Raw genomic sequence first — 24,030 nt, 5'->3', positions numbered from 1 at the left:
GTGGCACGGATGATATGAAAGCTTTTATCTAGCCGTATATTGCTAAACTGTTTCAAAAAAATTTACTTGTTCACAAAATACTGACTATATAGCGTGATTATTCGCTATATTTTTTTTGATTATTTAGTATGATATGGGCTGTATTTTACTTAGATAACCTTAGGACACCGTATGATTAAACTGGGCAAAATCAGTCAAGCTATGATAGGTATGCTGTTAATGGGCATCACCGTAAGTGGTATCGCTGACGATAAAAATAACGATACTATCGCAATTGATATGTCAGAATTATCGACCACCAAAGAAGAAGTGGCGGTATTACAAGTGTTATCAGAAATCTGCCCACCCATGCTGAATAAATCGCAACAAACAGGGTTTAACACTGCTTATAATGTCGAGCTAAAAAAATTAATGCCGACCATCAGTGATCCTCGTTTAGCGGTGCAGTATTTATCCTCTCAGCAAGATTACAAGCAAATTTTGAATGAAACCCGCCAATGGACACTCAGTTATCCAAAAGCGGACAATCTTCAATTATGTAAAGAACTTGCCAACAGTAAATACTAGTTTAACTCAAGCCGTGCTATCAACCCCCTAACTGATTTAGGGGGTTTTATTTATAATAAATCGTTGATTTTTAGACCGAATACAGTGTTGAATTACGATTTTTTTTGCTAATATAGGCAATTTGTTTTACCAAGCGTCCAAGCAAACAGGTCGCATTTGATTTGAGCTAAGAGCAAATAACTAGTAATTGCAAACCCATCTAAAACCATTTAAAATAGATATTTTTTTGACCATCTACAAACCCAAAGAATTTGCCAAAAAAATCGGCGTATCAATATCTACCTTAAGGCGATGGGACAAATAAGGAAGACTTGTACCAACCAGAACCGCAACCAACCACCGTGTTTATACCGATGAAGACATTTTCAAAGTCTTAAACATTGAAAAACCGAACAATCAAGGTAAAATCGTTGTCTATTGCAGAGTATCAAGCTATGCCCAAAAAGACGACCTATACTCATAGATAGATGCCATGCAGACCTTTTGCCTGGCACAAGGCATAGCTGTTGATGAATGGCATAGTGAATTAGGCGGTGGCTTGAACTTTAAACGTAAAATTTTTCTATCACTCATGGGTAGAATAGAAATAGGGGAAATTAAAACCCTGTACGTTGCATACAAAGACCGTCTAACACGTTTTGGCTTTGACTACTCTGAACACATGGCAAATCGCCACAACTGCCAAATCATTGTAGCCAACCAAGAAAAGCTATCACCACAACAATAATTGGTTGAAGACATGCTAGCAATCATTTATAGCTTTAGCAGTCGGCTATACGGACTGAGAAAATATAAAAAACAAGTCAAACAAATGGTAAAAGAAACGCCATGATAAAAGGACACACGATAGAACTAACACCGAACAACAAACAAGCCACCTACTTTGCTAAGGCTTGTGGTGTAGCTCGTTTAGCTTATAACTGGGCGTTGGCAGAATGGCAAAACCAATATCAAGCTGATAAAGTATATCGTGATAACTGTCAAAAAAATGGCATAGCAATTGACAGAACCAAACTTAACAATCCAAGCCAATTTAAACTCCGAAAACAGCTAAATTTTATCAAAAAAACAAAATTTCCATTTATGTTTGACGTTACCAAATGCAGTCCACAAGAAGCCATTATTCAACTTGGCAAAGCATTTGACAACTTTTTTAAAGGACGTGCAAAGTACCCCCAATTTCGCAAGAAAGGTATAAATGACAAATTTAGCTTAACCAACGACCAGTTTAAAATAATTGGCAAAAATATAAAAATTCCCAATTTGGGCTGGGTCAAATTAACAGAAAACTTGCGTTTTAATGGCAAAATCATGAATGCCACTATTTTCAAAAAAGGCATGAAATGGTTTGTCTCTATTGGTGTAGAAATTAACGAAACACCAAAGCCCCTCCCTCGAACAGACAAAGCCATTGGCATAGACCTAGGCATAACCGATTTAGCTGTGTTATCAAACGGCACAAAAGTGCAAGCCCCTAAGCCATTGAAAAGCAAACTTAAACAGCTAAGACGACTAAGCAAACAACTTAGCCGGAAACAAAAAGGTAGTAAAAACCGTGAAAAAGCGAAAACCAAGCTATCACGATTGCATTACAAAATCAGTTGCATCAGAAAAGATTTTATTCATAAACTCACCACAAAGCTTGTCAAAATGTATGATGTGATTTGTATAGAAAACTTAAATGTTAAGGGCATGGTAAAAAATCGCAAATTAAGCCGTGCAATTAGTGATTTAAGCTTTTATGAGTTTAAACGCCAACTGATTTATAAGGCAAATCAATCTCGCAAGACAATCAAAGAAGTGGATAGATTTTATCCAAGCTCTAAAACTTGCTCGCATTGTGGCTTTGTGATGGCTAAAATAGATTTAACGTTAGCCATTCGTAACTGGCAATGTCCTAGCTGTGACACACAGCATGACCGTGATATTAACGCAAGTTTAAATATTTTAAATCAAGCAGATAGGGTTTTAACCTTGTCTTAATTTTAACCATTGGTGGGTAGGTTCTATCCCCAATTAAAAACGCCTATGGAGTTGATGTAAGTCCAAGTTCAAAAGAATAAGGCAAACAACGGTGAAGTAGGAATTAAACGCTAAATTTATCCTTTAGATAGGTTTAGATAGGTTTTAAGGAACAGTGAGTGAGATGAAAGCAATCGTAATACCGCAATACACCCAACGTCTGATGGTCGGCACTTTTGTCGCCGCCAGTTTTTTTGCCACCACTGTACAGGCAAATGCCGCGATACAACAGCCTGAACTAGACAATTCTGCTTTTATCTTAATTGACTATGATACAGGTACGGTATTGGCTCAAAAAAATGCCGCGCAGCCATTTCCACCTGCGTCATTGACCAAAATGATGACCAGTTATATCATTGAGCAGCGGCTGCTATCAGGGGCATTAAAAGAAAACGAACCCATCCTCATGACTCCAGAAGCTTGGTGTAAAGGCTCAAGTGAAGAGTCTTGTATGTATGTCCCCGTCAATACAACCGCCCCTGTGATTGATATGTTAAAAGGTATTATTATCCAATCGGGTAATGATGCGTCAAAAGCGATGGCACAGCACATTGGCGGTAGCGAAACCACGTTTGCAGATTTGATGAATGAAGAAGCCAAAAAAATCGGCATGACCCATACCCGTTTTATGAATGCAACCGGTATGCCACAAGAAGGCCATCAAGCGTCTGCCGAAGATTTGGCGAAGCTCGCCCAAGCGATTATTAAGAACAGTAAAAAGTATTATCCCATCTATAGCCAAAAACAATTTACTTATAACGGCATCACCCAAGGCAACCGCAATGCGCTGTTGTTCACCGATCCAACGGTAGACGGTCTAAAAACAGGGCATACCGAAGAAGCAGGCTACTGTCTAGTAGCATCAAGTAAACGCGGTGATATGCGCCTGATTTCAGTGATTATGGGTACTAAAAGCGCTCAAGAGCGCGCAGACCAATCGCGTAACTTACTCAACTGGGGATTTAGTAATTTTGCTACTAAAATTGCCGCCCCAGCACAAAAAAACTACGGCAGCGTGCCAGTCAATTTCGGTGCTGTCGATAAAGTCAACGTCGTCAGCAAAGGCAATTTACAAGTACTAGTGCCAAAACTGGATCAAGAAAAAATCAGCACCGTGGTCAATTTGCCAGCCGATGTCAAAGCGCCGCTCGCGCAAGGTCAAGAAGTGGGTAAACTAGTGGCTATGCTCAATGGCAAACCTGTGGCGTCTGTGCCACTGGTCGCTGAAACCCAAGTTCAAGAAGCTGGAATTTTTAAACGTATGTGGCAACACATCGTACTGTTCTTTAAAGGTTTATTCTAAATTACAAAGAAAAATTATAAAAAAACCCTTCAAATGAAACGAAGGGTTTTTTTAACTCAAATTTTAACTCAAAAGATTGGACAGCTGTTTAATATATTGATCGAGTGTATCGTCTATTACTTCTTTTTTGACAAAATAATCCACCCCCGCTATTTTTAGCAGTTCAATGGTATGCGGATTTAACGCTTTGGTATCATAAACACAAACAATAGTGACCCTGGCTTTATTTTCACGCTCACGAAATTTGCTGACGAAGTCTAATATCACTTGATAATGAATATTTCGGGAGATAAACAGCGCATCCACTGTATGAAATAACAAATAATCTTCAAGAGGTTCGGTATTGGTAAAGGTCTCAACTTTAGCACCGGCATTTTCCATGCGTTTGGCTTTTTCGAATAAATCTTCATAGTGATACCAAACGACAATATGTTTATTTATCAATAAATTGCGTTCATAGTTGTGTTTCCAATCTTTTAACAGTAACGATACCTGGAAATTGGTACCCACATCAGGTTCGCTGGTAACTGTGATGCCGCCTTTCATCAGTGCTAAGAGTTTTTTCACCAAAAATAATCCTGCAGAATTAGTTGAGGAGGTATGTTTCACTTCAGGATTAATTTGGAAAAAAGGTTCAAAAATCTGCTCTAAATATTCCTTCGCAATGCCTATGCCGGTGTCTTCAATCTGCAACATCCATCGTACTTGCGTTTGTAAATGTTGCAACTGCGAGGTGATTGTTATGCTGCCTTTATCGGTAAATTTAATTGCATTTTCTACCAATGAGCTAATAATTAAAGTGATTTTTTGAATATCGCCTTCTAGGACATAGTCGGCATGATAGGGCTTTGCTGTTAAGGTAATATTTTTCTCGGCAGCCAGAGGCTGATAATCATTGACAATTTGGGTGATTAACGCCGTTGGACTAAATTGGTAGGCGCCGACGCCTGTTTGACCTTTATCGATACGGTTAATTTGGATGATTTGATCCAGCTTAGCATTCAAATCATCTTTACCCAAACTAATAATTTCAACGGCATCTTTTTGCTCAGCGCTGATATATTGATTGTGTAATAGCTGTAGACCCGATTCGATACGACTCACCGAGGATTTAAACTCATGAATCAAAATATTTTCAAATTTTGAGCTATGCTCAAGCTGCTTAAATTGGCTGTCTTCAAGGGCATTTTTTTCTTGGCGAAGGGTGTTGATTTGGGCAATTTGCGCCTTACGCTTGTTGATCAAATACACCAAGGCTTTTTCAAATACCCAAGCCTCATTACTTTTTGGCAGCTTATACGCCTCTGCCTGTGAAAACTCATCTTGCAAAATTTGATGGCTTAAGTCTTCAAGTTCTGGTAAGCGATGGCTTAAATTTTGCACCTTCTGCACCACAAACCACAAATTTAGCAGCGCAATAAATGATAGCACAAGCATTAACGGCAAGTGTTGCCAAAACCATTGCTGGCGAATGGTTTGTAGGTCAAGGGTGAGATTACTATAGCCAATTAGCTGGTCGACTTTGGTGTTTTTTTGATTGGGCGTTAATTTCAACAAATTAATTTTAACAGGTTCGCTCAGTCCGTAATAGCGCTCAAAAAGCACTTCAGTGACTTTAATCGGACGGGTGGTCGGATGCTGCTGCTGATCAAATGGAAAAAATACAATGCTTTCGTACTGCGGCATTTCGCTTAACAGTTTGTCAACGCTGGTGGTTGTCACACTGTTAGGATTGCTGGCAGTAGACTGGGCAAGTAGATAATTTATCCTACTCGCCTGTTTGATTTCAGATTGCACCGTTTGGGTCAAGTCGACTAAGGTATAAATCGCAAGGCAAATAAATAAAACCAATAAAAAGGGTAGCGCAATGATACGCTTTACCGCAATTTGATAACCTAAACTCTTCTGTACCATTCACTCATCCCTTAAAACGCCAATCTTAACATCGCCTTAACGTTTTTTGCTGCGTTTTTTGAATTTTTGCACCTCTCGACGTTTACGTTCTTTTTGCGCATCCGTCATGGTATTGGTGCGACCGGCGTACGGGTTGGCGTTTTGTTTAAACTCAACCCGAATCGGGGTGCCTTCAAGCTTGAATACTTTGCGAAATTCGTTTTCTAGGTAGCGACGATAACTGTTTGGCACTTGGCTGGTCTGATTGCCATGAATCACAATAATCGGTGGATTATGACCGCCCAAATGCGCAAAACGCAGTTTAATGCGTCGCCCGCCTACCATAGGGGGTTGGTGTGCAGTAACCGCATCTTGCAGAATTTGGGTCAAGCGACTGGTGGAAATATCAAACATTGCCGCATCATAGGCACGATGAATCGATGGGTAAAGATTGCCAACACCCGTCCCATGAAGTGCCGAGATTAAATGCACTTTTACATAAGGGATAAAGTTAAAACGTCGATCCATTTCAATTTTGACAAAATTCTTTTGGTCTTGGTCAAGCCCATCCCATTTATTGATGGCAAGTACCATCGCGCGACCCGCTTCTAAGGCGTAGCCCAACAAGTTCAAATCCTGGTCGGTAATGCCTTCTTGCGCATCAATGACCACGATAACTACATGGGCATCTTTGATGGCTTGCAAGGTTTTTACCACAGAAAATTTTTCAACTTTTTCGTCAATACGTCCACGGCGACGCACGCCCGCGGTATCAATCAACACATAATGTCTGTTGTCACGCTCGTAGGGTATATAGATACTATCGCGCGTGGTACCTGGCATATCAAAAACCACCACGCGTTCTTCGCCAAGCAAGCGATTGACAAGCGTAGATTTGCCGACGTTGGGTCTGCCAATGATGGCGATACGTAAGCCATCAGGTGCTTGTTCTTCTTGGTCATCGCTGGGCATATTGGCAGTGACGGCTTCTAGTAAATTGCCCACCCCACGTCCGTGACTGGCTGCCATGGAAAATGGCTCGCCAAAACCTAACGCATAAAATTCATGAATCGCCGCTTCATGGACGCCATCCATTTTATTGGCGGCTAAAAACACCGGCTTGCCTAGGGTGTGAAGTTGTTTGGCAATGACTTCATCGGCGCCTGTGATACCCGCGCGGCTATCAACCACAAATACAATGATATCTGCTTCATGGATAGCGGTATGAGATTGGTGCGACATATAGTCATCAATGGTGCCGTCACCTTCATCCACTTCGCCAATACCACCGGTATCGATGACGATAAAGGATTTTTCTTCAAAGGTTGCATCGCCATATTGACGGTCGCGGGTCAGACCTGCCAAATCAGCAACCAAGGCTTGACGACTGCGGGTCAACTGATTAAATAGGGTGGACTTGCCAACGTTCGGACGGCCAATCAAGGCAACAACTGGTTTCATAAATTTAATTTCCAAAATTTTCAAAAAGCAAGATTTTCAACAAGCAAGATTTTAAACACGCTTGAAAAATTCATTATTTCTATAACTTAACAAACCCAACATCGCGCTGCAATGCTGGGTTGTCATTTAAACTCACACTTTTATCAGTATGGGCTGCTCATCCACTCGCCAAAACTGCCAAATGCGTGAACAGTTTAACAATTAACGATTTACTTGCCAAACACTAAATGCGCCATTTGCGCTTTGGGCAATCAAACGGTTATTGATAAACTGTAATACCGCCACGTCGGATTTGGCTTGTTTTCTGTCAACCAGTGCCCCTGAGGTGCGGTCATATACATGCAAATAACCCATGGCATCACCAACCACCACATAGCTGCCGATACTCACCGCGTTACTCAAACCACGATAAGACAAATTATCGGTTTGCCAATTAACTGTGCCTGTCATTTTATCCATCGCCACCAACTCACCATCGAGCGAAGTGGCGTAAACTTGGCTAGCATCTGTGCCGACTGATTTTAAGCTCGCCAACTCTTTGACAAAACTTAGCTGCTGGGAAGCCATATCGGCAGCGACTAACTGACCACTGTAGGACACAACGTACAGCATATTGCCATCTAATACGGGGGTGGCGTCCACATCAGAAATTTTTTCGATATCACTGCTGCCTTTGCTGATACCAAAACGTTTTGACCAAATGGGTACGCCATTATCGATGTTTAAAGCATGGATACGACCATCAGCTGTCGAGACCAGCACCGTATTGCGATTGAACAAAATCGGCGTGGCACTACCGCGAACGCTTAAATTTGGATTTTGGGTGTTAAAATTCCAAATTGGCGCGCCAGACTCAAGCGACAGCGCACTAATTTTACCATCATTGCCAAGGGTAATCACACGGTTTTGGCTGATGAGGGCAGGGGATAGGGTTACCGTGTCCAAAGGCGTTTGCCAAATAACTTTGCCAGTCATTCTGTCTAACGCAAAGATGACCCCTTTGCTGTCACTAACCACGGCTACGCGAGATTGTTCATCTAGCGCCACCCCTGACATTAGGCCTTGCTTGAGCTTGATGCTCCAAAGCGCTTTGCCTTGCCCATCAAACGCTTGCACGCTACCGTCTGCTAACGCATTCACATAGCCATTGTTGTCATACGCTACGCGAAAGGCGGTAGGTTGCTGGCTGATGGTGGGTTTATTGCGCAAATTGCCAAAGCGTTGGCTAACTTTTGCATTGTTGCCTTGACTAAACAGCGGAGAAATCACATTTTGACTGCTAGCGAGTTTCACAAGCGCGGCAGGTTTATGGACATTGTCAGATTTTTTAAATTTGTCACAACCTGTCAGGGTCATCGCTACCACCAAGGCAGTTGCAAATACGGCAGGTTTCATTAAGTTTGTCGATAAGGGTGTCGATTTTGTTGTTGTTATGGTAGTCATTGTTAATCTCGTAACGTACGGTGAAGTTTAAAATATTGTCAGTTAAAAGTTTTGTCAGGTTAAGATTTTTTGCCTAATTTGCACCTATTTTATGCTTGAGGCAATAGCAGGCGCAGATGCGATTGCTGCAGCAGGGGCAGTATTTTCAGCTTGGGTAGGTGCTTGGATAGGTTTAGCGAGTACGCCGCCTGTTAAATCAGGTTGTTTGACGCTTAAGCCTAGGCTTTCCATTTTGATACGTAGCAATGCACGGTCTTGTGGGTTTGGGTTGTTTTGATTGCGTTGTTCAATCAGTTGCCAAGCCTTTTGGTAATGAGTAGCGGCGGCTTTTTTATCACCTTGTTGGTTGGCAATGTCTCCCAAAATCTCAAGTTTACTGGCTTCAAAGGCAGCGGGCAAAGGGCTTTGTAAGCGTTTTTGTGCCGCATCCGCTTGATTGTCTGACAATAGCACTTGTGCTTGGCGCAAAATGGCAATGGCTTTTAGCCCATTATCCTTAAGCGTTAACTGAGCGGCTTTTTGTAGCGTTGTCGCCGCCGCTTTTAAATCATTTTTATCGGTTTGCTGTTTGGCTTGCAGCATCAAGGCTTGCCATGTATAAACCGAATTATCATGGTTAGCCACAAATTCGCCCAAGTCTTTACCCAAATTGGTTTGCGCCGTAGCCAGTTGTGCTTGTGCTTTAGTATCGCTGGTAGCTTGGGTGGTTAGGGTGTCAATGTTGTTTTGGTCGCTTTGAATTTTGGCAAAATCGTTCGCTGCTGCGGTATCTATATTGCCGCCATGCTTTTGCCAGTAAGTCCAACCAAAATAACCCGCTAATACCAACATAATGGCGGATACAATATAGCCACCATATTGTTTGAGCGCGCTTAAGGATTGCTGTTCATCATTTACTAGCTTAGGTTGTACGTCTTTAACCATTACATAAAGCCTTTCAAAAAATTACTGATATAGGTTACCCATCAAATTTGGCTCAATCAGATAGATTAGATAAAATCTGGATTTTCGCTAAAGAGCGTGTCACTCGCGACCGTAATTTGGTCACCAGTTGCCATTTTTTTGATGGTAATTTGCTGATTGGCGACTTCATCTTGCGCGATAATCACTGACAATTGCGCACCTGATTTGTCGGCTTTTTTCATTTGCGCTTTTAAGCTCGTGGCACTTGCCATTTTTACGCGAAGATTTGAACGTCGTGTACGCAGCTCATGGGCAAATTTGATGGCATCGGTGTAAACATCAGGATGGGCGACCACAAATATATCACAGGCAGGTGTTGCCTCAAACGGCTGTACCTTTTGCATGAGTAATAACAAACGCTCAAGCCCCATGGCAAAACCTACTGCCGGTTCGGAAGCGGCTGGTTTATCACTGCCAATGGATTTGATTTGTCCAATAAGCCCATCATAACGACCCCCAGCACATACCGTGGCTTGGCTACCCAACTGGTCAGTCGTCCATTCAAATACGGTTTTGTTATAATAATCTAAACCGCGTACCAGTTTTGGATTTATCACAAAATTGATGCCGACTGCTTTAAGATAGTGTTGCAAGGCTTCAAAATGCTGCTGGCTTGCTGTCCCCAAAAAGTCAGCAAGCTTTGGTGCGTTCTCTAAAATTTGTTGGGTATTTTTATCTTTACTATCTAAAATGCGTAGTGGGTTGGTGGTTAAGCGGCGCTGACTATCTTCATCCAATTGAGATTTTTTATCGGTTAAAAAATCCACCAAGGCTTGGCGATACGCCAGTCGTTCGTCTATCTCACCCAAGCTATTAATCTCAAGTTGCACCACATCTAAAATACCCAATTTTTGCCACATTTGGTAGGTCATGATAATGAGCTCAGCATCAGCATCCGCCAATTCACTGCCAAAACTCTCAACCCCTAATTGGTGAAACTGACGATAACGGCCTTTTTGCGGTTGTTCATAGCGAAACATAGGACCAATGTACCAAAGTTTTGGATTATCACCCCGCAACAAGTTATGCTCCACCACGGCACGTACCGCGCCTGCCGTGCCTTCAGGGCGTAGCGTCAATGCCGTGGGTGGGTTGGATTTGTCATAAAAACTATACATTTCCTTTTCGACAATGTCAGTGGCATCGCCAATCGCACGGGCAAATAGCTGGGTTTCTTCAACGATTGGGATGCGAATTTGCTCAAAGCCAAATTGATTGAGCACATCGATAAGGCTGCTTTCAAGTTGGCGCCATTCACTCGATGGGCGCGTAGATTCTGTCTCAATATGCAAGATATCATTAAAACCTTTAATGGATTTTAACATGGTCAATTTCCCAAACAATGCAAACTAAAAAAATAAACGACACGAAAATTATTTAACCCGTAAAATTTCATTGGCGCGCTGCGCTTCACGCTCAGCCACTTTTTGACGGACCATGGCTTCAATCTCATCGGCAAGCTTGGTGGTATCAATCAAATGTGATTTTTCGCCATTTTTATATACTAGGCTATTTGGACTGGCACCCACCACGCCGATATCTGATTCTTTGGCTTCCCCTGGACCATTGACTTTACAGCCAATCACCGACACATCCATTGGCTCACGGATATCCTCTAGGCGTTTTTCTAAGTCCATCATCACCCGAATCACATCAAACTCTTGGCGTGAGCAGCTAGGGCAGGCGATAAAATTCACCCCATTACTACGGATACCGAGTGATTTTAAGATATCAAAACCGATTTTAATTTCTTCTTCTGGCTCAGCGGCTAACGAAATACGCATGGTATCACCAATACCTTCTAGCAGTAGTCCGCCTAAGGCAATCGCAGATTTAACGGTACCGGTGCGGTATACCCCCGCTTCTGTCACACCTAAATGCAAGGGATTGTCAACTTGTGCAGAAATCAACCGATACGCATCCATGGTCAAAAACACATTACTGGCTTTGACTGAGATTTTAAATTGATCAAAGTTATTACGATCTAAAATATCAATATGGCGCATCGCCGATTCAAGCATAGCTTCACCCGTGGGTTCGCCATATTTTTTTTGGATGTCTTTTTCTAGTGACCCCGCGTTTACGCCAATGCGCATACTGATGCCATGATGTTTGGCGGCGGCAATCACTTCACGCACTTTTTGTTCATTGCCGATATTACCTGGGTTGATACGTAAGCAGTCTGCACCTGCATCAGCTACCGCCAGTGCAATTTTATAATCAAAGTGAACGTCTGCCACCAGTGGCACAGAAACTTGTCTTTTGATTTCGGCAAAGGCTTTTACGCTTTCCATCGTTGGCGTAGAGACGCGCATCAGATCAGCACCGGCATCGACACAGCGCTGAATCTGTGCCACAGTGGCATCGACATCACAGGTATCGGTATTGGTCATACTTTGCACACTAATGGGGGCGTCACCGCCTACTGCGACATTACCGACGTAGATTTTTTTGGTGAGTTTACGTTTGATGGGGTTATGCGCTGACATAGGCGTTCCTATTATTATAACTATTATAACGAATGATTTAGCGTATTTTTAAAGTGATAAGCCGTTAAGGTTTTAGAGTAAAATTGGCTTTATCGTTTTGGGCATAATTGCTTAATTTAATCGGTTGTTTGTTCAAATCCAAGCTCACGTTGCTGGCTTTGTCGATAGTGACTTGAAACGGCGCTTGACCTGTCAATTGGTAACTACCCCGTGCTTGATCGCCATCTAAAATCGTATTGCCTGTCGCATCCACAATGGTGATTTTGGTGGTGTCTTTGACAAAAATGTCAATCGAAGCTTTAGCACCAGCTTGTCCTGTCGCTGCTGTACCGCTGGCATTATCAGCACTCACCGCGACACCAGTAATGGCAGAGCCCGTGGCGGGTAACCCACTGGCAGTCACTGTGTTAGTCACAATCGCTGAGCCTGCATTGTTAAGCGACGCACCGCTGACCTGATCTTGGGTTGGCATACTGGCAACAGCACTAGCGGGCGCTTGTTCAACCGAGTCATTATGTGCTTTGCTAACTTTATTAAAAATAAAAATCGCAAGCCCCAATACCAATAAAATACCACCAATGACAAAAGGGTTAATACGCACACTGGGACGCGCTTCGCGATTAAGCGTGCCCATCGGCTGCATCGGGGCATTGATGACCGTGGCATATTTTTGTTTGAGGGTAGCGGGGTACTGGGCATCAAAACTTTGTGCGACCAGATTTTTATCCAAACCCAAAAAACGCCCATAGGTAGTGGCAAAACCGCGCGCAAAGGTAGGCTGTGGCAAGGCGTCAAAATCATTGGCTTCAAGCGCCCGAAGATGACTTTTTAAAATGAAAGTTTTGGCAGCCACATCGTCAATCGATAAGCCTTTTTTCTCACGGGCTTGTTTAAAACGCTGACCCAAAAGCTGGGTTGTGTCATGAACCGGGGTAGAGTTTTGTTGATTGTCGGTGTTATTGCTGTTTTCCATCTTATTTCCAAGTTGACGTTGGGGTTAAAAGTCCAGAACGAATCTGCTTTGCTTCATCGCTAAGTGGATAGCGATCCAAAAGCTGCTGGGCTAATTTTTGCACTTCTATGGTATTGTTCGCAAGTTTGGCAAGCCTAATCCCTTGCGATAAAGTGCGCGGGTCAAGGTTGGCTTGACCAATAATTTTAACCAAATCATTATACAGCGCCTGCGCCTCCAAAAATTTGCCATCGGCCAATAAAATATCAATAAGCTCTGTACGGGCGACAATGCTTTGGCGATTGGCATCGAGCGCCTTGATAAATGACTGTATCGCCAGCGGTTTATTTTTGACCTTTAATGCTGTGCGACCTAAATTTTCTAACGCACTGGCACGACCGTCATACCCTAACGCAGAACCCGCAATTTGAAACTGGGCAATCGCTTCTTGGTTACGACTGAGTTGGGCAAGATAGACGCCATAGTTGTTGTTTGCTTGACTAAAGTCAGGATTGAGTGCGATGGCGTTTTTAAAATAAGCTTCGGCTTTTTGCATATTGCGCGGGCTGCCTTCTTGCTGCAATAACACACCCATCATATCATTAGCTTCTGCTGACTTTGGATAAGACTTTAATGCACTTTCTAACTGTCGTTTGGCATCGTCTAATTTACCACCACGAATATATTCAGCGGCAATCGCGGTGCGAATTCTGGCGATTTCTTCTGGATTTTTTTCCCAGCGACTTGGGTCACTGGCGGTGACTGTCTGCGTGGTAACTTGTCGGGTGGTGCTACAACCGGTTAGGCAAAGGGTGAGGCTTGAAAGACCAATCATACCTACGGCAAAAACCTTCGATAAAAAATTTGATTTGCCCGGCATTTTATCGTCGTCTATATGGTTGTCGTGTAATTGACACAAAATAGCAGGTTGACTGTGGTATAAATGAGTTTGACGTGAGTGAAATGATGGCATAACAAACTTACTCATAATCAAATGAACTAAAATAAACCAAATTGAATAATTAAAAATTTTGACAGTAGCTAACCAATTTTAATCGTTGATAAAACCCAATAGCAAAAACAAGCCTAGCATTAAAAATGGAAAAATGGCTATTACTATAGCAAAAAAACCTTGATGACACCAACCGATAAGGCTAACTTGCGCCTTTATCATGCTAAACTATTATAATGATAAAAGATTTAATGAGATGCTTTAGATTGTAACGTTTTGGACACTTTTTCTTGCCATTGTTTTGCTCGGCGGGTTTTATCGGTGACTTGTCCGACCAGTTGTCCACATGCCGCATCAATGTCATCGCCGCGGGTTTGGCGAATGGTACAGACAAAACCTGCTTGGTTTAAGATATTACTAAACGCATGGATACGATTGTTACTAGAGCGTCCGTAAGGCGCATGTGGGAACGGATTAAACGGAATCAAATTAATTTTGCAGGGCAAATCTTTGAGCAGATTGACCAGCTGACGGGCGTGTTCATCAGTGTCATTGACGTCTTTTAACATCACATACTCAATGGTGACGTGCTTTTTATGACGGGGGTTTTCGTCATATACATAAGATTTAGCGGCGGCTATCAGTTCTTTGAGTGGATATTTTTTATTGATGGGTACCAGTTCGTTACGCAGTTCATCATTGGGTGCATGTAGGCTGATCGCAAGCGCCACATCAATGTCTTTGGCGAGCTCATACATCTTTGGCACAATACCCGATGTTGACAGGGTAACGCGGCGTTTGGACAAGCCAAAACCAAAATCATCGAGCATCAATGACATACTGGCTACCACAGGCTCATAATTTAACAAGGGTTCACCCATACCCATCATTACCACATTGGTCACCCGATTTTCACGTTCAGTGACAGGCACATTTTCCATATAAGACTGGTTGGCAACCCACAGCTGTCCGATAATTTCGCTAGGGGATAAATCCCGCTCAAAACCTTGTTTGCCGGTGCTACAAAACGAGCAGTCAAGCGCACAGCCGACTTGCGATGAAATACACAAGGTTTTACGTCCAAACTGTTTGTTATCGTCAGCTGGGATAAGTACAGTTTCCACCAGCGAGCCACCTGCTACTTCAAACACCCATTTGCGAGTACCGTCTTCACTAAATTGTTTAAACTTGACCGTTGGGGGCGATACAGTTGCCACTTCATCCAATGTTTCTTGTAGTTTTTTGGATAAATTGGTCATTTGATAAAAATCGGTCACACCCAATTGATAAATCCACTTCATCACTTGGGTGGCGCGAAACGGTTTTTCGCCGAGATTGGCAAAAAATTGTCCAAGCTCAGCCTTACTCATGCCAAGTAGATTGGTTTTTGCGGTAAGGTCTTGGGGATTGACCATTTCTGGGTTTTGAATGACAGGAATTTGGGTCATAGCGGTCGGATAAGCGTGTCAAATAAACAAGATAGTATACTAAAATCTCAACGAATTGTCATGGTAAAACATAGTGAACCTTGTCAGCAGCTTTATATACAATATCTTTATCTTTATTTACTTCCAAAATATGGTCCAAATTGTCATGGCCAAAGTTATAAAATCTCTACCCATCAAAAAGAGATAGCAACAATTGCAATAATTAGGCATAAGAATGCCAATAACCACTTCCATTCAAGCGAAACAAAATCAACCGTGCGACGGACTAACCTAGCAGACCAATGGGGCAGCTGATAAACCACTTCGCCATTGGCATGCTTACCGCCCCGATACCAAAGTTTAAGCTGTTTTAACATATGTTTATGTCCATTTCTATATCTAAATCTAAATCTAAATCTAAATCTATGTCTAATAAATTGATGAATATGACACTATTAAACTTGTATTGGGTTAAGTCTATATGACAAACAAATAAAAAATCGTAAAAATTGATATAAAAACTCACCCAATTGTTTAAAAGAGGGGGAAATGGGGAGGTGTACTAAATAAGTGATATTTTTAGCCAAAGCATTGACAATAAAAGTTATAATGTTTCCCCATTTTTTAGCCCATTATTCTTTTTTATTTATGTCCAACCATCCATTGCTTACCCCTCTCAATATCGGCGACCAGACCATCGCCAACCGCATCATCGTTGCCCCGATGGCAGGTGTCACTGATAAGCCTTTTCGTATGCTGGCTAAGTCCTTTGGCGCAGGGCATGCCGTGTCAGAGATGATGACCTCTGATGCCACTTTGTTTGCCCATCACAAAACACTGTATCGTGCCAATTTTGATGGCGAAATCGCGCCTATTTCTGCGCAAATCGCTGGCTCAGACCCAAAAAAAATCGCCGAAGCGGCTCGCTATCAAGTTGCCAATGGGGCGCAAATTGTCGATATCAATATGGGTTGTCCTGCAAAAAAAGTTTGCAAAAAGCTTGCGGGTTCTGCGCTACTCAAAGATGAAGACTTGGTCAAGCGATTATTGGATGCCACGGTCAATGCAGTGGATGTGCCAGTCACGCTAAAAACCCGTCTAGGCTATGCCAATGGCGAAGAAAATATTTTACGTGTTGCAAAAATGGCAGAGGAGGCAGGTATCGCCATGATTGTAATACATGGACGCACGCGGGAAGATAAATATCTGGGTAGCGCTCGCTATGAGCTAATTAAAGAAGTCAAAAATCTTCTCACCATTCCTGTTATCGTCAATGGCGATATCGACAGCCCGCAAAAAGCCAAACAAGTATACGAGCAAACAGGCGCCGATGGCATTATGATTGGGCGGGCAGGGCAAGGGCAGCCTTGGATTTTTCGCGACATTGCGCATTACCTAGAAACTGGTGAAATCTTGCCCAGTCCAACAATGGATGAGTTAAAAGAGATTGTATTAAGCCACTTGCAGGAGATTTATGCGTTTTATGGCGAATATTCTGGGTGTCGTATCGCTCGTAAACATATTGCTTGGTATACCTCAGGCATTGCCAATGCCAATGCGTTTCGCCAAGCCATGTATGAAGAAGATACCACCGCTGGACAGTTTAACGTGGTCGCGCGGTTTTTAAAGACTGCGGAATTTGATTGAAACTTCCACTATAAAACAGTCAATCGTAGCGCGCTTATGACTTTTTAGAAACAAAGATTCGCAAAAAAGCATTATTGTTGAATTTAAAATCTGTTAAAATTTTGCTGAGTCTCTATAATAGACCGATATCAAACAATAACCATATACGATTAATCAAATTATAAGGAGTCAGCGATGGCACATTTACGAATTGGCGACACGGCACCAAATTTTGACGCACAAACCACTGAAGGCAACATCAATTTTTACGATTGGCAAGGTGATAGCTGGGTGGTTTTATTCTCACATCCGGCAGACTTTACCCCAGTTTGTACCACGGAGTTAGGACGCACGGCATCATTGGGTGATGAATTCAAAAAACGCCATGTCAAACCGATTGCTTTATCAGTCGATAGCGTCGAAGATCACAAAGCTTGGGCAGGCGATATCTCAGAAACCCAAGGCTGCGAGGTGAATTTCCCCATCATTGCAGACGCCGATAAAAAAGTATCGGAAGCTTACGACATGATTCACCCAAACGCGTCAACCACGCATACGGTTCGAAGTGTATTTATTATCGATCCACAGCATAAACTGCGGTTAACTTTCACTTACCCAGCCGCTGTCGGTCGTAACTTCAATGAAATTTTACGGGTGATTGATGCCTTGCAATTGTCAGATAATTATGGCATTGCAACGCCAGTTGAGTGGCAAGACGGGGACGATGTGATTATCCCGCCAAGCGTCAAAAATGAAGAAATCGCCGCGAAGTTCCCAAAAGGTCATAAAGAAATTAAGCCTTATCTGCGCACCACGCCACAACCGAATAAATAACCTTTTATGTTAAATTTGAAATCAAAAACCTAGTCGCTTGACTGGGTTTTTTTATGCCAACTGTCCCATTAAATATACTCAACTAAATTTAAAGCTACTAAACTAAATTTACAGAACGGATGCTGAATAACCAAAAATATTTGGCTAAACTTCAATTAATGGCGTGATAATGGATATAAACAATGATAAACAATCAAGTTAAAGATGGCTTTAAAACCAGCGCATTGCTTATGCTTGCTCTGACCGGTTGCCAAACGGTGAATACTAAAAACAGCGGTGGGTCAATGGTATCTTCTCGATGCGCCTATCATGGGTTATCGTCATGATGAAAGCGCTCAGCGGGTTTTGCGCTTGACTCGCTATCGCACCCCACCGACCGATACCAAAGGCTATGGCAACCTTTATCAGCTTGATAGTGTGATTGAAACCAAGACTCTGGCAAAATAACCGAACTCATCAAAAAAAGCGATGGCTAACACGAGTCATCGCTTTTTTATTGGCAAATTATTTGTGGCGAATCGCCCACGACTGGTGAATAGGGCGTTTACTATCAAAATCAAAGCCGATGGTTTGGTTGGTCATTTCTTCAACGTGGTAACGGTTGTAAATTTCGTCATCGAGCACAAATTTGGTAAAGTTATTGGAAAAATATAATACGCCTTCAGAGGATAAGCGATTCATGGCACGGTTGATGAGCGGTACGTGGTCGCGCTGCACATCAAACGTACCTTGAAATTTTTTGGAGTTAGAAAAAGTCGGCGGATCGATAAAAATCACATCGTACTGCTCGGTGTTGCTTTTAATCCATTCAAAAATATCTTGGGCAATAAACTGGTAGCTTGGCAAATCTGGCAAGCCGTTTAGGGCAAAATTTTTGCGTCCCCAATCCAGATAGTTTTGTGATAAGTCCACCGATGTCACCGCTTTTGCCCCGCCCAATGCCGCATGCACGCTGGCAGTACAAGTATAAGCAAACAGATTAAGCACCGTTTTACCGCGTGCGTTTTCTGCAATAATTTTTCGGATGCTGCGATGGTCAAGGAATAACCCTGTATCCAAATAATCGCTAAAGTTCACCAAAAAATACGCCCGTTGGTTGTTGGCGGTTGGCTCGCTGACCACATGGAATTTACCCGAATTGGCTTTTTTCTCATACTGCTCATTGCCGGATTGGCGGGCGCGAGTTTTGATAAACACTTGCTCACGGTTCACTTGCAAGGCTTCACGCACCCCATGCAGCGCTAGATTAAAGCGCTTTTTGGCGGTCTCTACTGGAATTGATTTGGGGGCGGCATATTCTTGCACATGTACAAATTCGCCATATACATCCACCGCTACTTTAAAATCAGGTAAGTCGGCATCATACACCCGCAGATTGGTCACAGCTTGTTTGTGAGCCAGCTTACGCAGATTGGCAAGATTTTTTTGTAGTCGATTGATAAAATCTTGACCTTCTTCTACGGCAATTTCACGTTTTTCAAAGCGCGTAATAAGCGGTGTGTCTTTGCTCTTTAACAGCTCACCATAACGAAAATAAACGGTGATAGCACCATTGTGACAGCGTAGGGTTTTTGGCTCGGCCAGGGGTAGTACGTCGGCTTGTTCAACTTTGGCAGCGAGGACGCCCAAAGTCACTTTGGCAGGGCTGTCTGCAAACAGGGCTTGTAATTTTTTACCCAAGCCTTGATACAAGGGTTTAATCAATTCTTCTTCACCCAAGCGCTCACCATATGGTGGGTTGGTGATAAACAGGGGATTGACCCAACCATTGACTTGTTTTTCTAGTGCCAAATTAAGGGTCGCCAGTGAGCGCTGCTGCAAGGTAATGCGGTTGATGATAGGCGTCAAACCTGCGGCGATTAAATTTTTGTGCGTGGCTCGAACTGCGCCTGAGTCCATATCAAAAGCAAACACCGCGGGCATCTCGCCATTTGCCATGGCATCTAGGCGATGATGAAAACGGGTTTGCGCGTCTTGCACCATAGCCTCCCAAAGCGCAGTGTCATGATGTTGCCATGCGTAAAACCCAAATTGGCTATCGGCTTTATCCAGTCCTACCGCATAATCTGCGCTCATCAGCAAGGCTTCAATGATAAGCGTGCCTGAGCCACACATCGGGTCGACGATACTGTCAAATTGGGTGGTGTGAAAATTCACGCTATAGAGCAGGGCAGCCGCCAAGTTTTCTTTGAGTGGCGCTTCAGTCATCGCAGCACGATAACCACGGCGGTGCAAACTGGTACCTGATAAGTCTAGATACAATTCAGCTTGTTTGTCACCCACAGTAGCGACAATGCCAAAATCGGGGTTTTTATCGACATTGGGGCGACGACCGAATTGCTCGTTAAATTGGTCAGCAATCGCATCTTTGACACGCAGCATGGTGAATTGCTGGTTGGCTTGTACGCGCTTATCTAGGGTCAAACGAATCGCAAAAGTCTGCTCCAAATCAAATAACTGGGTCCATTTGACAGTTTTGGCAAAGGTATAGAGCTGATCTGCAATATCGTACTCGGGATTGATGTTCTTTTTGCCCAGTGGTAACAATACCCGAGATGCCACACGAGACCATAGGCAAACCTGATAAATCTGCGCCAACGTCAATGTCGCCATCAGCCGACCCGTGCGCTCAATTTGTGTATCTATACCAAAGCTTGCCAGCTCAGTTTGCAAGGGAATCTCTAGCCCATCCGCACAAGTGATTACAATGTGAAAAGTTTGCCCAACGGGCGTTGTATTGCTGTCTGTCATAAATACTGCCAAAAAAAGTCAAAGTTGATTAATGGCGTATTTTAGCATGATTAGCAAAGGACAAATGATAGAATGTCTGAAATTATGGGGAAGTTTTTACCGATGGGGCTACTTCGTTTGGCATTGCGCTTGGCATTAAAAGCTGCATATGAGGATAAGGTGTGGCAATGCAGGCATCATCGAGTGCTACTTTGATTTGTTCGCGTAGATTTTCTTTGATAAATGGCATTCGAGACACGTGTGGCGGATTGACCCAAAACCGCACGATAAAAAATACCCCAAAATCGCCAATTTTATCCACTGTCGCCGTGGGCGCAGGACGCTCTAATACCTCTTTGGTGTTGGCTAAAATATCAAGAATAATAGCGCGAGCGCTTTCAATATCCGCTTCCAACGCGATACGCACTTCAATATCAAAACGAATCAGATTTTTGGCAGTTAAATTAATGACTTCGGCTGAGGCAACGGTTGAATTGGGGAAAATCACGGTGATATTGTCACGGGTCAAAATTTGGGTAGTGCGCAGGGCGATTTGCACCACTTTGCCTTCTTTTTCATTAATGTTGACCCAATCACCGACTTGAAACGACTGCTCAATCAAGATGGTGATACCAGCAATAAAGTTGGCGAGTGTGGCTTGTGCCGCAAAACCCACTGCGATACCTGCAATCCCAAGACCTGCAACCACAGACACAATATCAAAACCAAACTGCGACATCACCGAGGCAATCCACAATACGATAATGAGCATGGACAACAAATTATGCAGTAATTGTTCAATCGACGCGTTTAGTCCATAATTTTTGAGCATTTTTTGCATCAAATAACCGAGGTTGTACCACGCCATATAAAAAATCACTGACCAAATACCGGCTTTGGCAGTGGCTTTGACTGTTTCAGGTTCAAAATTAAGCTGACTCATTACCGCAAGCAAACTTGAAAACAACCACATCAACCGTGCGATAAGCCTTAACGATTGGCTGTATTTACTGTCTTTGGCGATAAAACGGGCAGAATTGATGAGCAACAAACTTAGCCGATAGACCACGCCCAAAATTACCAACAGTACCATAATTTTGATACCTGTACTGGCAAGTTTGGAGAGATACAGCGGCCAATTAACCGCTTCATCTTCGAGCGAACCACCGACTGCTTTATAGACGTCATAATACAAGTCGTGATAGATATTTTTAAAAAATTGGTTCACGGACATACAATGAGTGATCTCGAGTCAAAAAATCAAAATAAAAATAATATAAGGCGTTTGGGTTAATTTAGGTTGGTTTGGGTTAAAGGGTGGGCAATATCGCAAGTAATTTATCCATATGCCCCTTGGCGCGGACATTGCGCATCTCATGAACCAGCTTGCCTGCGTTGTCGAAAATTAATGTTGAACGCACCACGCCAAGGCTGACTTTGCCGTACAGTTTTTTTTCGGCAATGATGTCAAAATATTGGCAAAGTTGTTCATCGGTATCACTCACCAGCGCAAAATTAATCTGTTGGTTGGTGATAAATTTTTCATGGCTTTTGACACTATCTCTTGATACGCCAATGACTTGGTAGCCAAACTGCTGTAATTGGGTCAAATGCTGGCTAAAATCTTGCGCTTGCACACTACAGCCTGAGGTGTTGTCTTTTGGATAAAAATACAAAATCAAGCCTTTCTCTGACTGCTTGGCATACGCTGGCAGGTTGATTTGACGCTGGATAAATTGCGGCTGCGCTGTGGCATGACGGCTGGTATCCGCTTCAACCGTGGTGACCAAAAAATCGGGTAGTTGAGTCATGGGCATTTCCCAAGCAAAAATTGAATTAACAATATCAGAAAGCCAGATTGAGTACAAACTTCTTCATGCGACAAAACAAAAAAAGACCAGTAAACAACTGGTCTGGTGGCGCGGCTCTATCGATTATGGTATTGATTGTAGCCGATTAGGGACGGGCTTTATTAAATTTAACGCCGTTACCGCACGCTTTCATACGCGCACTGATGGTTTGGAAAGTTTTGTTTTGGCGAACATCTTTGCCACTTTTTACCCAAGTATCAAGCTCATTTTTTTGTGCTTGGGTGATTTTTGATTGTTCATCTACCACACAAGTACATACTTTTTTTGCAGAAGCGGCATCAGTGATGTGTTTTTCGGTCATTTGGGTGGCGCAAGCATTGACATATTGTGGGTTGGCGGCATGCGCGGCAAACGGCAAAACCATGCTAGCAAATAGGGTCACGATGGCTGAATGTTTCATAGTTTATCCTCATAAGAGACAGCAGTATAGAACAGCAGGTGTTCAATCGTACAATGGCTAGCTTTACCGTTGACGCAATAAAGCTGGCAGAATTTGATAATGATAGATTACTGATAAATCGTTGGGTCATCTATTTCAGCTTGTAAAAAACCTTGCTGTCGTAAATAACAGCTATCGCAGTGTCCGCAGGCGCGTCCTTCGCTATCTGCGCGGTAGCATGACACGGTCAAAGAATAATTAACCCCCAGCGATACCCCCAATTTAATGATTTCTGCTTTACTTAACTGCAACAATGGCGTTGCAATGTGGAGATGATTGCCCATCACACCGGCTTTGGTAGCGAGATTTGCCATCTTTTCAAAGGCTTCAATATATTCAGGACGACAATCAGGATAGCCTGAGTAATCCACTGCATTGACACCAATCACAATGGCATTGGACTGTGTCACCTCTGCCAATGCCAGCGCATACGACAAAAAGATGGTGTTACGCGCAGGTACATAGGTAATGGGAATGCTGTCATTATGCTGATTATCGCTAAAATCTGTTTGTTTGGCATCGGGTACCACCAGCGAAGCATCGGTCAACGCCGAGCCACCTAGCTGTGCCAAATCAATATCGATAATACGATGGTTGACTTGGGCAGTCGCGGCAATTTTTTTGGCAGCATTAAGTTCGCTATTGTGGCGCTGACCGTAGTTAAAGCTTACCGCTGTGACGTTGGCATAATTGGCTTTTGCCCAATAAAGGCAAGTCACGGAATCTAGCCCGCCCGAGAGTAAGACGACGGCGTTTTGGGGTGTGGTTGATGTACTCATAAAAATTTACTAATGACAAAAGGTGTATTTTATCAGAACTGAAGCAATTGTTGATGGGAAAATATTGGGATAAAAGTAGTCAACTCAATATTAGCCAAAAAATATTTAGGAAAACTGCTATCACTATCAGTAAATATTTGCGTATTCCACCCAAATACCTTATAAAATAACCAAGAAGTTTTAAACCGAGAGTTAAACTACGTTATCCGACAATTTAGCCCAACCCCTACCACCGTCGTCATTGTGCCATTTTTCATTTTCTTCATTTTTTCTTTTTTA

Annotated in this window: 20 protein-coding genes and 1 pseudogene; 7 read left to right on the top strand and 14 right to left on the bottom strand. The window is 42.8% G+C overall.

Annotation, left to right across the window (positions count from 1 at the left end):
* The first annotated feature begins 171 nt into the window (after positions 1-171).
* From ACAM39_RS06000 to ACAM39_RS05985, 4 genes and pseudogenes are all read left to right on the top strand, one after another.
* Complete coding sequence (locus ACAM39_RS06000; RefSeq protein WP_369626988.1) at positions 172-567, top strand: MCR_0457 family protein; 396 nt, start codon at positions 172-174, stop codon at positions 565-567.
* A gap of 232 nt (positions 568-799) precedes the next feature.
* Positions 800-1,399, top strand: a pseudogene (locus ACAM39_RS05995) (IS607 family transposase).
* On the top strand, positions 1,396-2,550 hold the full coding sequence (locus ACAM39_RS05990; protein WP_036605163.1) for an RNA-guided endonuclease InsQ/TnpB family protein: 1,155 nt from the start codon (positions 1,396-1,398) through the stop codon (positions 2,548-2,550). The pseudogene ACAM39_RS05995 and the gene ACAM39_RS05990 overlap by 4 nt, the downstream one beginning before the upstream one ends.
* A gap of 202 nt (positions 2,551-2,752) precedes the next feature.
* Positions 2,753-3,892 carry a D-alanyl-D-alanine carboxypeptidase family protein gene (locus ACAM39_RS05985; protein WP_198511053.1) on the top strand — a complete coding sequence of 380 codons (1,140 nt, stop codon included), beginning with the start codon at positions 2,753-2,755 and terminating at the stop codon, positions 3,890-3,892.
* A 63-nt stretch (positions 3,893-3,955) separates the two neighbouring features.
* Here ACAM39_RS05985 and ACAM39_RS05980 read toward each other — a convergent pair whose 3' ends face one another.
* From ACAM39_RS05980 to rlmN, 9 genes are all read right to left on the bottom strand, one after another.
* Positions 3,956-5,806 (bottom strand): sensor histidine kinase, encoded by a 1,851-nt coding sequence (locus ACAM39_RS05980; RefSeq protein WP_369626987.1) that lies wholly within the window; start codon positions 5,804-5,806, stop codon positions 3,956-3,958.
* Between the two features lie 36 nt (positions 5,807-5,842).
* Complete coding sequence (der, locus tag ACAM39_RS05975) at positions 5,843-7,246, bottom strand: ribosome biogenesis GTPase Der (RefSeq protein WP_369626986.1); 1,404 nt, start codon at positions 7,244-7,246, stop codon at positions 5,843-5,845.
* Positions 7,247-7,447: 201 nt separating this feature from the next.
* Positions 7,448-8,689 carry an outer membrane protein assembly factor BamB gene (bamB, locus tag ACAM39_RS05970; RefSeq protein ID WP_369626985.1) on the bottom strand — a complete coding sequence of 414 codons (1,242 nt, stop codon included), beginning with the start codon at positions 8,687-8,689 and terminating at the stop codon, positions 7,448-7,450.
* Positions 8,690-8,773: 84 nt separating this feature from the next.
* Positions 8,774-9,613 carry a YfgM family protein gene (locus ACAM39_RS05965; protein WP_369626984.1) on the bottom strand — a complete coding sequence of 280 codons (840 nt, stop codon included), beginning with the start codon at positions 9,611-9,613 and terminating at the stop codon, positions 8,774-8,776.
* A 65-nt stretch (positions 9,614-9,678) separates the two neighbouring features.
* Complete coding sequence (gene hisS / locus ACAM39_RS05960) at positions 9,679-10,977, bottom strand: histidine--tRNA ligase (RefSeq protein WP_369626983.1); 1,299 nt, start codon at positions 10,975-10,977, stop codon at positions 9,679-9,681.
* Between the two features lie 48 nt (positions 10,978-11,025).
* Positions 11,026-12,141: a flavodoxin-dependent (E)-4-hydroxy-3-methylbut-2-enyl-diphosphate synthase gene (gene ispG, locus ACAM39_RS05955; RefSeq protein WP_007115373.1), complete on the bottom strand. Its 1,116-nt coding sequence runs from the start codon at positions 12,139-12,141 to the stop codon at positions 11,026-11,028.
* 64 nt (positions 12,142-12,205) lie between these two features.
* Positions 12,206-13,114 (bottom strand): RodZ domain-containing protein, encoded by a 909-nt coding sequence (locus ACAM39_RS05950; protein WP_219331325.1) that lies wholly within the window; start codon positions 13,112-13,114, stop codon positions 12,206-12,208.
* 1 nt (position 13,115) lies between these two features.
* Complete coding sequence (gene pilW / locus ACAM39_RS05945; RefSeq protein ID WP_369626982.1) at positions 13,116-14,066, bottom strand: type IV pilus biogenesis/stability protein PilW; 951 nt, start codon at positions 14,064-14,066, stop codon at positions 13,116-13,118.
* A gap of 227 nt (positions 14,067-14,293) precedes the next feature.
* Positions 14,294-15,493, bottom strand: a complete 1,200-nt coding sequence (rlmN, locus tag ACAM39_RS05940; protein ID WP_369626981.1) for a dual-specificity RNA methyltransferase RlmN — start codon at positions 15,491-15,493, stop codon at positions 14,294-14,296.
* Between the two features lie 627 nt (positions 15,494-16,120).
* On the opposite strand from rlmN, the gene dusB reads away from it, so the two are divergent.
* From dusB to ACAM39_RS05925, 3 genes are all read left to right on the top strand, one after another.
* Positions 16,121-17,119 (top strand): tRNA dihydrouridine synthase DusB, encoded by a 999-nt coding sequence (gene dusB, locus ACAM39_RS05935; RefSeq protein WP_369626980.1) that lies wholly within the window; start codon positions 16,121-16,123, stop codon positions 17,117-17,119.
* 174 nt (positions 17,120-17,293) lie between these two features.
* Positions 17,294-17,932, top strand: coding sequence for a peroxiredoxin (locus tag ACAM39_RS05930; protein WP_369626979.1), 639 nt, complete (start codon positions 17,294-17,296; stop codon positions 17,930-17,932).
* 309 nt (positions 17,933-18,241) lie between these two features.
* Positions 18,242-18,379: a hypothetical protein gene (locus tag ACAM39_RS05925; RefSeq protein ID WP_309594714.1), complete on the top strand. Its 138-nt coding sequence runs from the start codon at positions 18,242-18,244 to the stop codon at positions 18,377-18,379.
* A 57-nt stretch (positions 18,380-18,436) separates the two neighbouring features.
* On the opposite strand, the gene rlmKL is transcribed toward ACAM39_RS05925, so the two are convergent.
* The 5 genes from rlmKL to queC all read right to left on the bottom strand — a co-directional run bounded on the left by rlmKL (position 18,437) and on the right by queC (position 23,751).
* Entirely contained in the window at positions 18,437-20,683 is a 2,247-nt protein-coding gene (gene rlmKL / locus ACAM39_RS05920; protein WP_369626978.1) for a bifunctional 23S rRNA (guanine(2069)-N(7))-methyltransferase RlmK/23S rRNA (guanine(2445)-N(2))-methyltransferase RlmL, read from the bottom strand.
* Between the two features lie 82 nt (positions 20,684-20,765).
* Entirely contained in the window at positions 20,766-21,890 is a 1,125-nt protein-coding gene (locus ACAM39_RS05915; protein WP_472828103.1) for a mechanosensitive ion channel family protein, read from the bottom strand.
* An 82-nt stretch (positions 21,891-21,972) separates the two neighbouring features.
* On the bottom strand, positions 21,973-22,473 hold the full coding sequence (locus tag ACAM39_RS05910; protein ID WP_369626976.1) for a peroxiredoxin: 501 nt from the start codon (positions 22,471-22,473) through the stop codon (positions 21,973-21,975).
* 145 nt (positions 22,474-22,618) lie between these two features.
* The gene (locus tag ACAM39_RS05905) at positions 22,619-22,933 is read right to left on the bottom strand and encodes a hypothetical protein (RefSeq protein WP_065252727.1); all 315 of its coding nucleotides are present in this window, start codon (positions 22,931-22,933) and stop codon (positions 22,619-22,621) included.
* A 107-nt stretch (positions 22,934-23,040) separates the two neighbouring features.
* The gene (gene queC / locus ACAM39_RS05900; protein ID WP_369626975.1) at positions 23,041-23,751 is read right to left on the bottom strand and encodes a 7-cyano-7-deazaguanine synthase QueC; all 711 of its coding nucleotides are present in this window, start codon (positions 23,749-23,751) and stop codon (positions 23,041-23,043) included.
* Between the last annotated feature and the right edge of the window lie 279 nt (positions 23,752-24,030).

This window comes from Moraxella sp. K02, from assembly GCF_041154755.1.
GTDB lineage: Bacteria > Pseudomonadota > Gammaproteobacteria > Pseudomonadales > Moraxellaceae > Faucicola.
This window is presented reverse-complemented; position numbering and strand designations above follow the sequence as displayed.

Excerpts from the sequence above, each read along its gene's own strand:
- ACAM39_RS06000 (WP_369626988.1), top strand. The coding sequence starts at position 172 with ATGATTAAACTGGGCAAAATCAGTCAAGCTATGATAGGTATGCTGTTA.
- ACAM39_RS05990 (WP_036605163.1), top strand. The coding sequence starts at position 1,396 with ATGATAAAAGGACACACGATAGAACTAACACCGAACAACAAACAAGCC.
- ACAM39_RS05985 (WP_198511053.1), top strand. The coding sequence starts at position 2,753 with ATGGTCGGCACTTTTGTCGCCGCCAGTTTTTTTGCCACCACTGTACAG.
- ACAM39_RS05980 (WP_369626987.1), bottom strand. The coding sequence starts at position 5,806 with ATGGTACAGAAGAGTTTAGGTTATCAAATTGCGGTAAAGCGTATCATT.
- der (WP_369626986.1), bottom strand. The coding sequence starts at position 7,246 with ATGAAACCAGTTGTTGCCTTGATTGGCCGTCCGAACGTTGGCAAGTCC.
- bamB (WP_369626985.1), bottom strand. The coding sequence starts at position 8,689 with ATGACTACCATAACAACAACAAAATCGACACCCTTATCGACAAACTTA.
- ACAM39_RS05965 (WP_369626984.1), bottom strand. The coding sequence starts at position 9,613 with ATGGTTAAAGACGTACAACCTAAGCTAGTAAATGATGAACAGCAATCC.
- hisS (WP_369626983.1), bottom strand. The coding sequence starts at position 10,977 with ATGTTAAAATCCATTAAAGGTTTTAATGATATCTTGCATATTGAGACA.
- ispG (WP_007115373.1), bottom strand. The coding sequence starts at position 12,141 with ATGTCAGCGCATAACCCCATCAAACGTAAACTCACCAAAAAAATCTAC.
- ACAM39_RS05950 (WP_219331325.1), bottom strand. The coding sequence starts at position 13,114 with ATGGAAAACAGCAATAACACCGACAATCAACAAAACTCTACCCCGGTT.
- pilW (WP_369626982.1), bottom strand. The coding sequence starts at position 14,066 with ATGCCATCATTTCACTCACGTCAAACTCATTTATACCACAGTCAACCT.
- rlmN (WP_369626981.1), bottom strand. The coding sequence starts at position 15,493 with ATGACCCAAATTCCTGTCATTCAAAACCCAGAAATGGTCAATCCCCAA.
- dusB (WP_369626980.1), top strand. The coding sequence starts at position 16,121 with ATGTCCAACCATCCATTGCTTACCCCTCTCAATATCGGCGACCAGACC.
- ACAM39_RS05930 (WP_369626979.1), top strand. The coding sequence starts at position 17,294 with ATGGCACATTTACGAATTGGCGACACGGCACCAAATTTTGACGCACAA.
- ACAM39_RS05925 (WP_309594714.1), top strand. The coding sequence starts at position 18,242 with ATGGGTTATCGTCATGATGAAAGCGCTCAGCGGGTTTTGCGCTTGACT.
- rlmKL (WP_369626978.1), bottom strand. The coding sequence starts at position 20,683 with ATGACAGACAGCAATACAACGCCCGTTGGGCAAACTTTTCACATTGTA.
- ACAM39_RS05910 (WP_369626976.1), bottom strand. The coding sequence starts at position 22,473 with ATGACTCAACTACCCGATTTTTTGGTCACCACGGTTGAAGCGGATACC.
- ACAM39_RS05905 (WP_065252727.1), bottom strand. The coding sequence starts at position 22,933 with ATGAAACATTCAGCCATCGTGACCCTATTTGCTAGCATGGTTTTGCCG.
- queC (WP_369626975.1), bottom strand. The coding sequence starts at position 23,751 with ATGAGTACATCAACCACACCCCAAAACGCCGTCGTCTTACTCTCGGGC.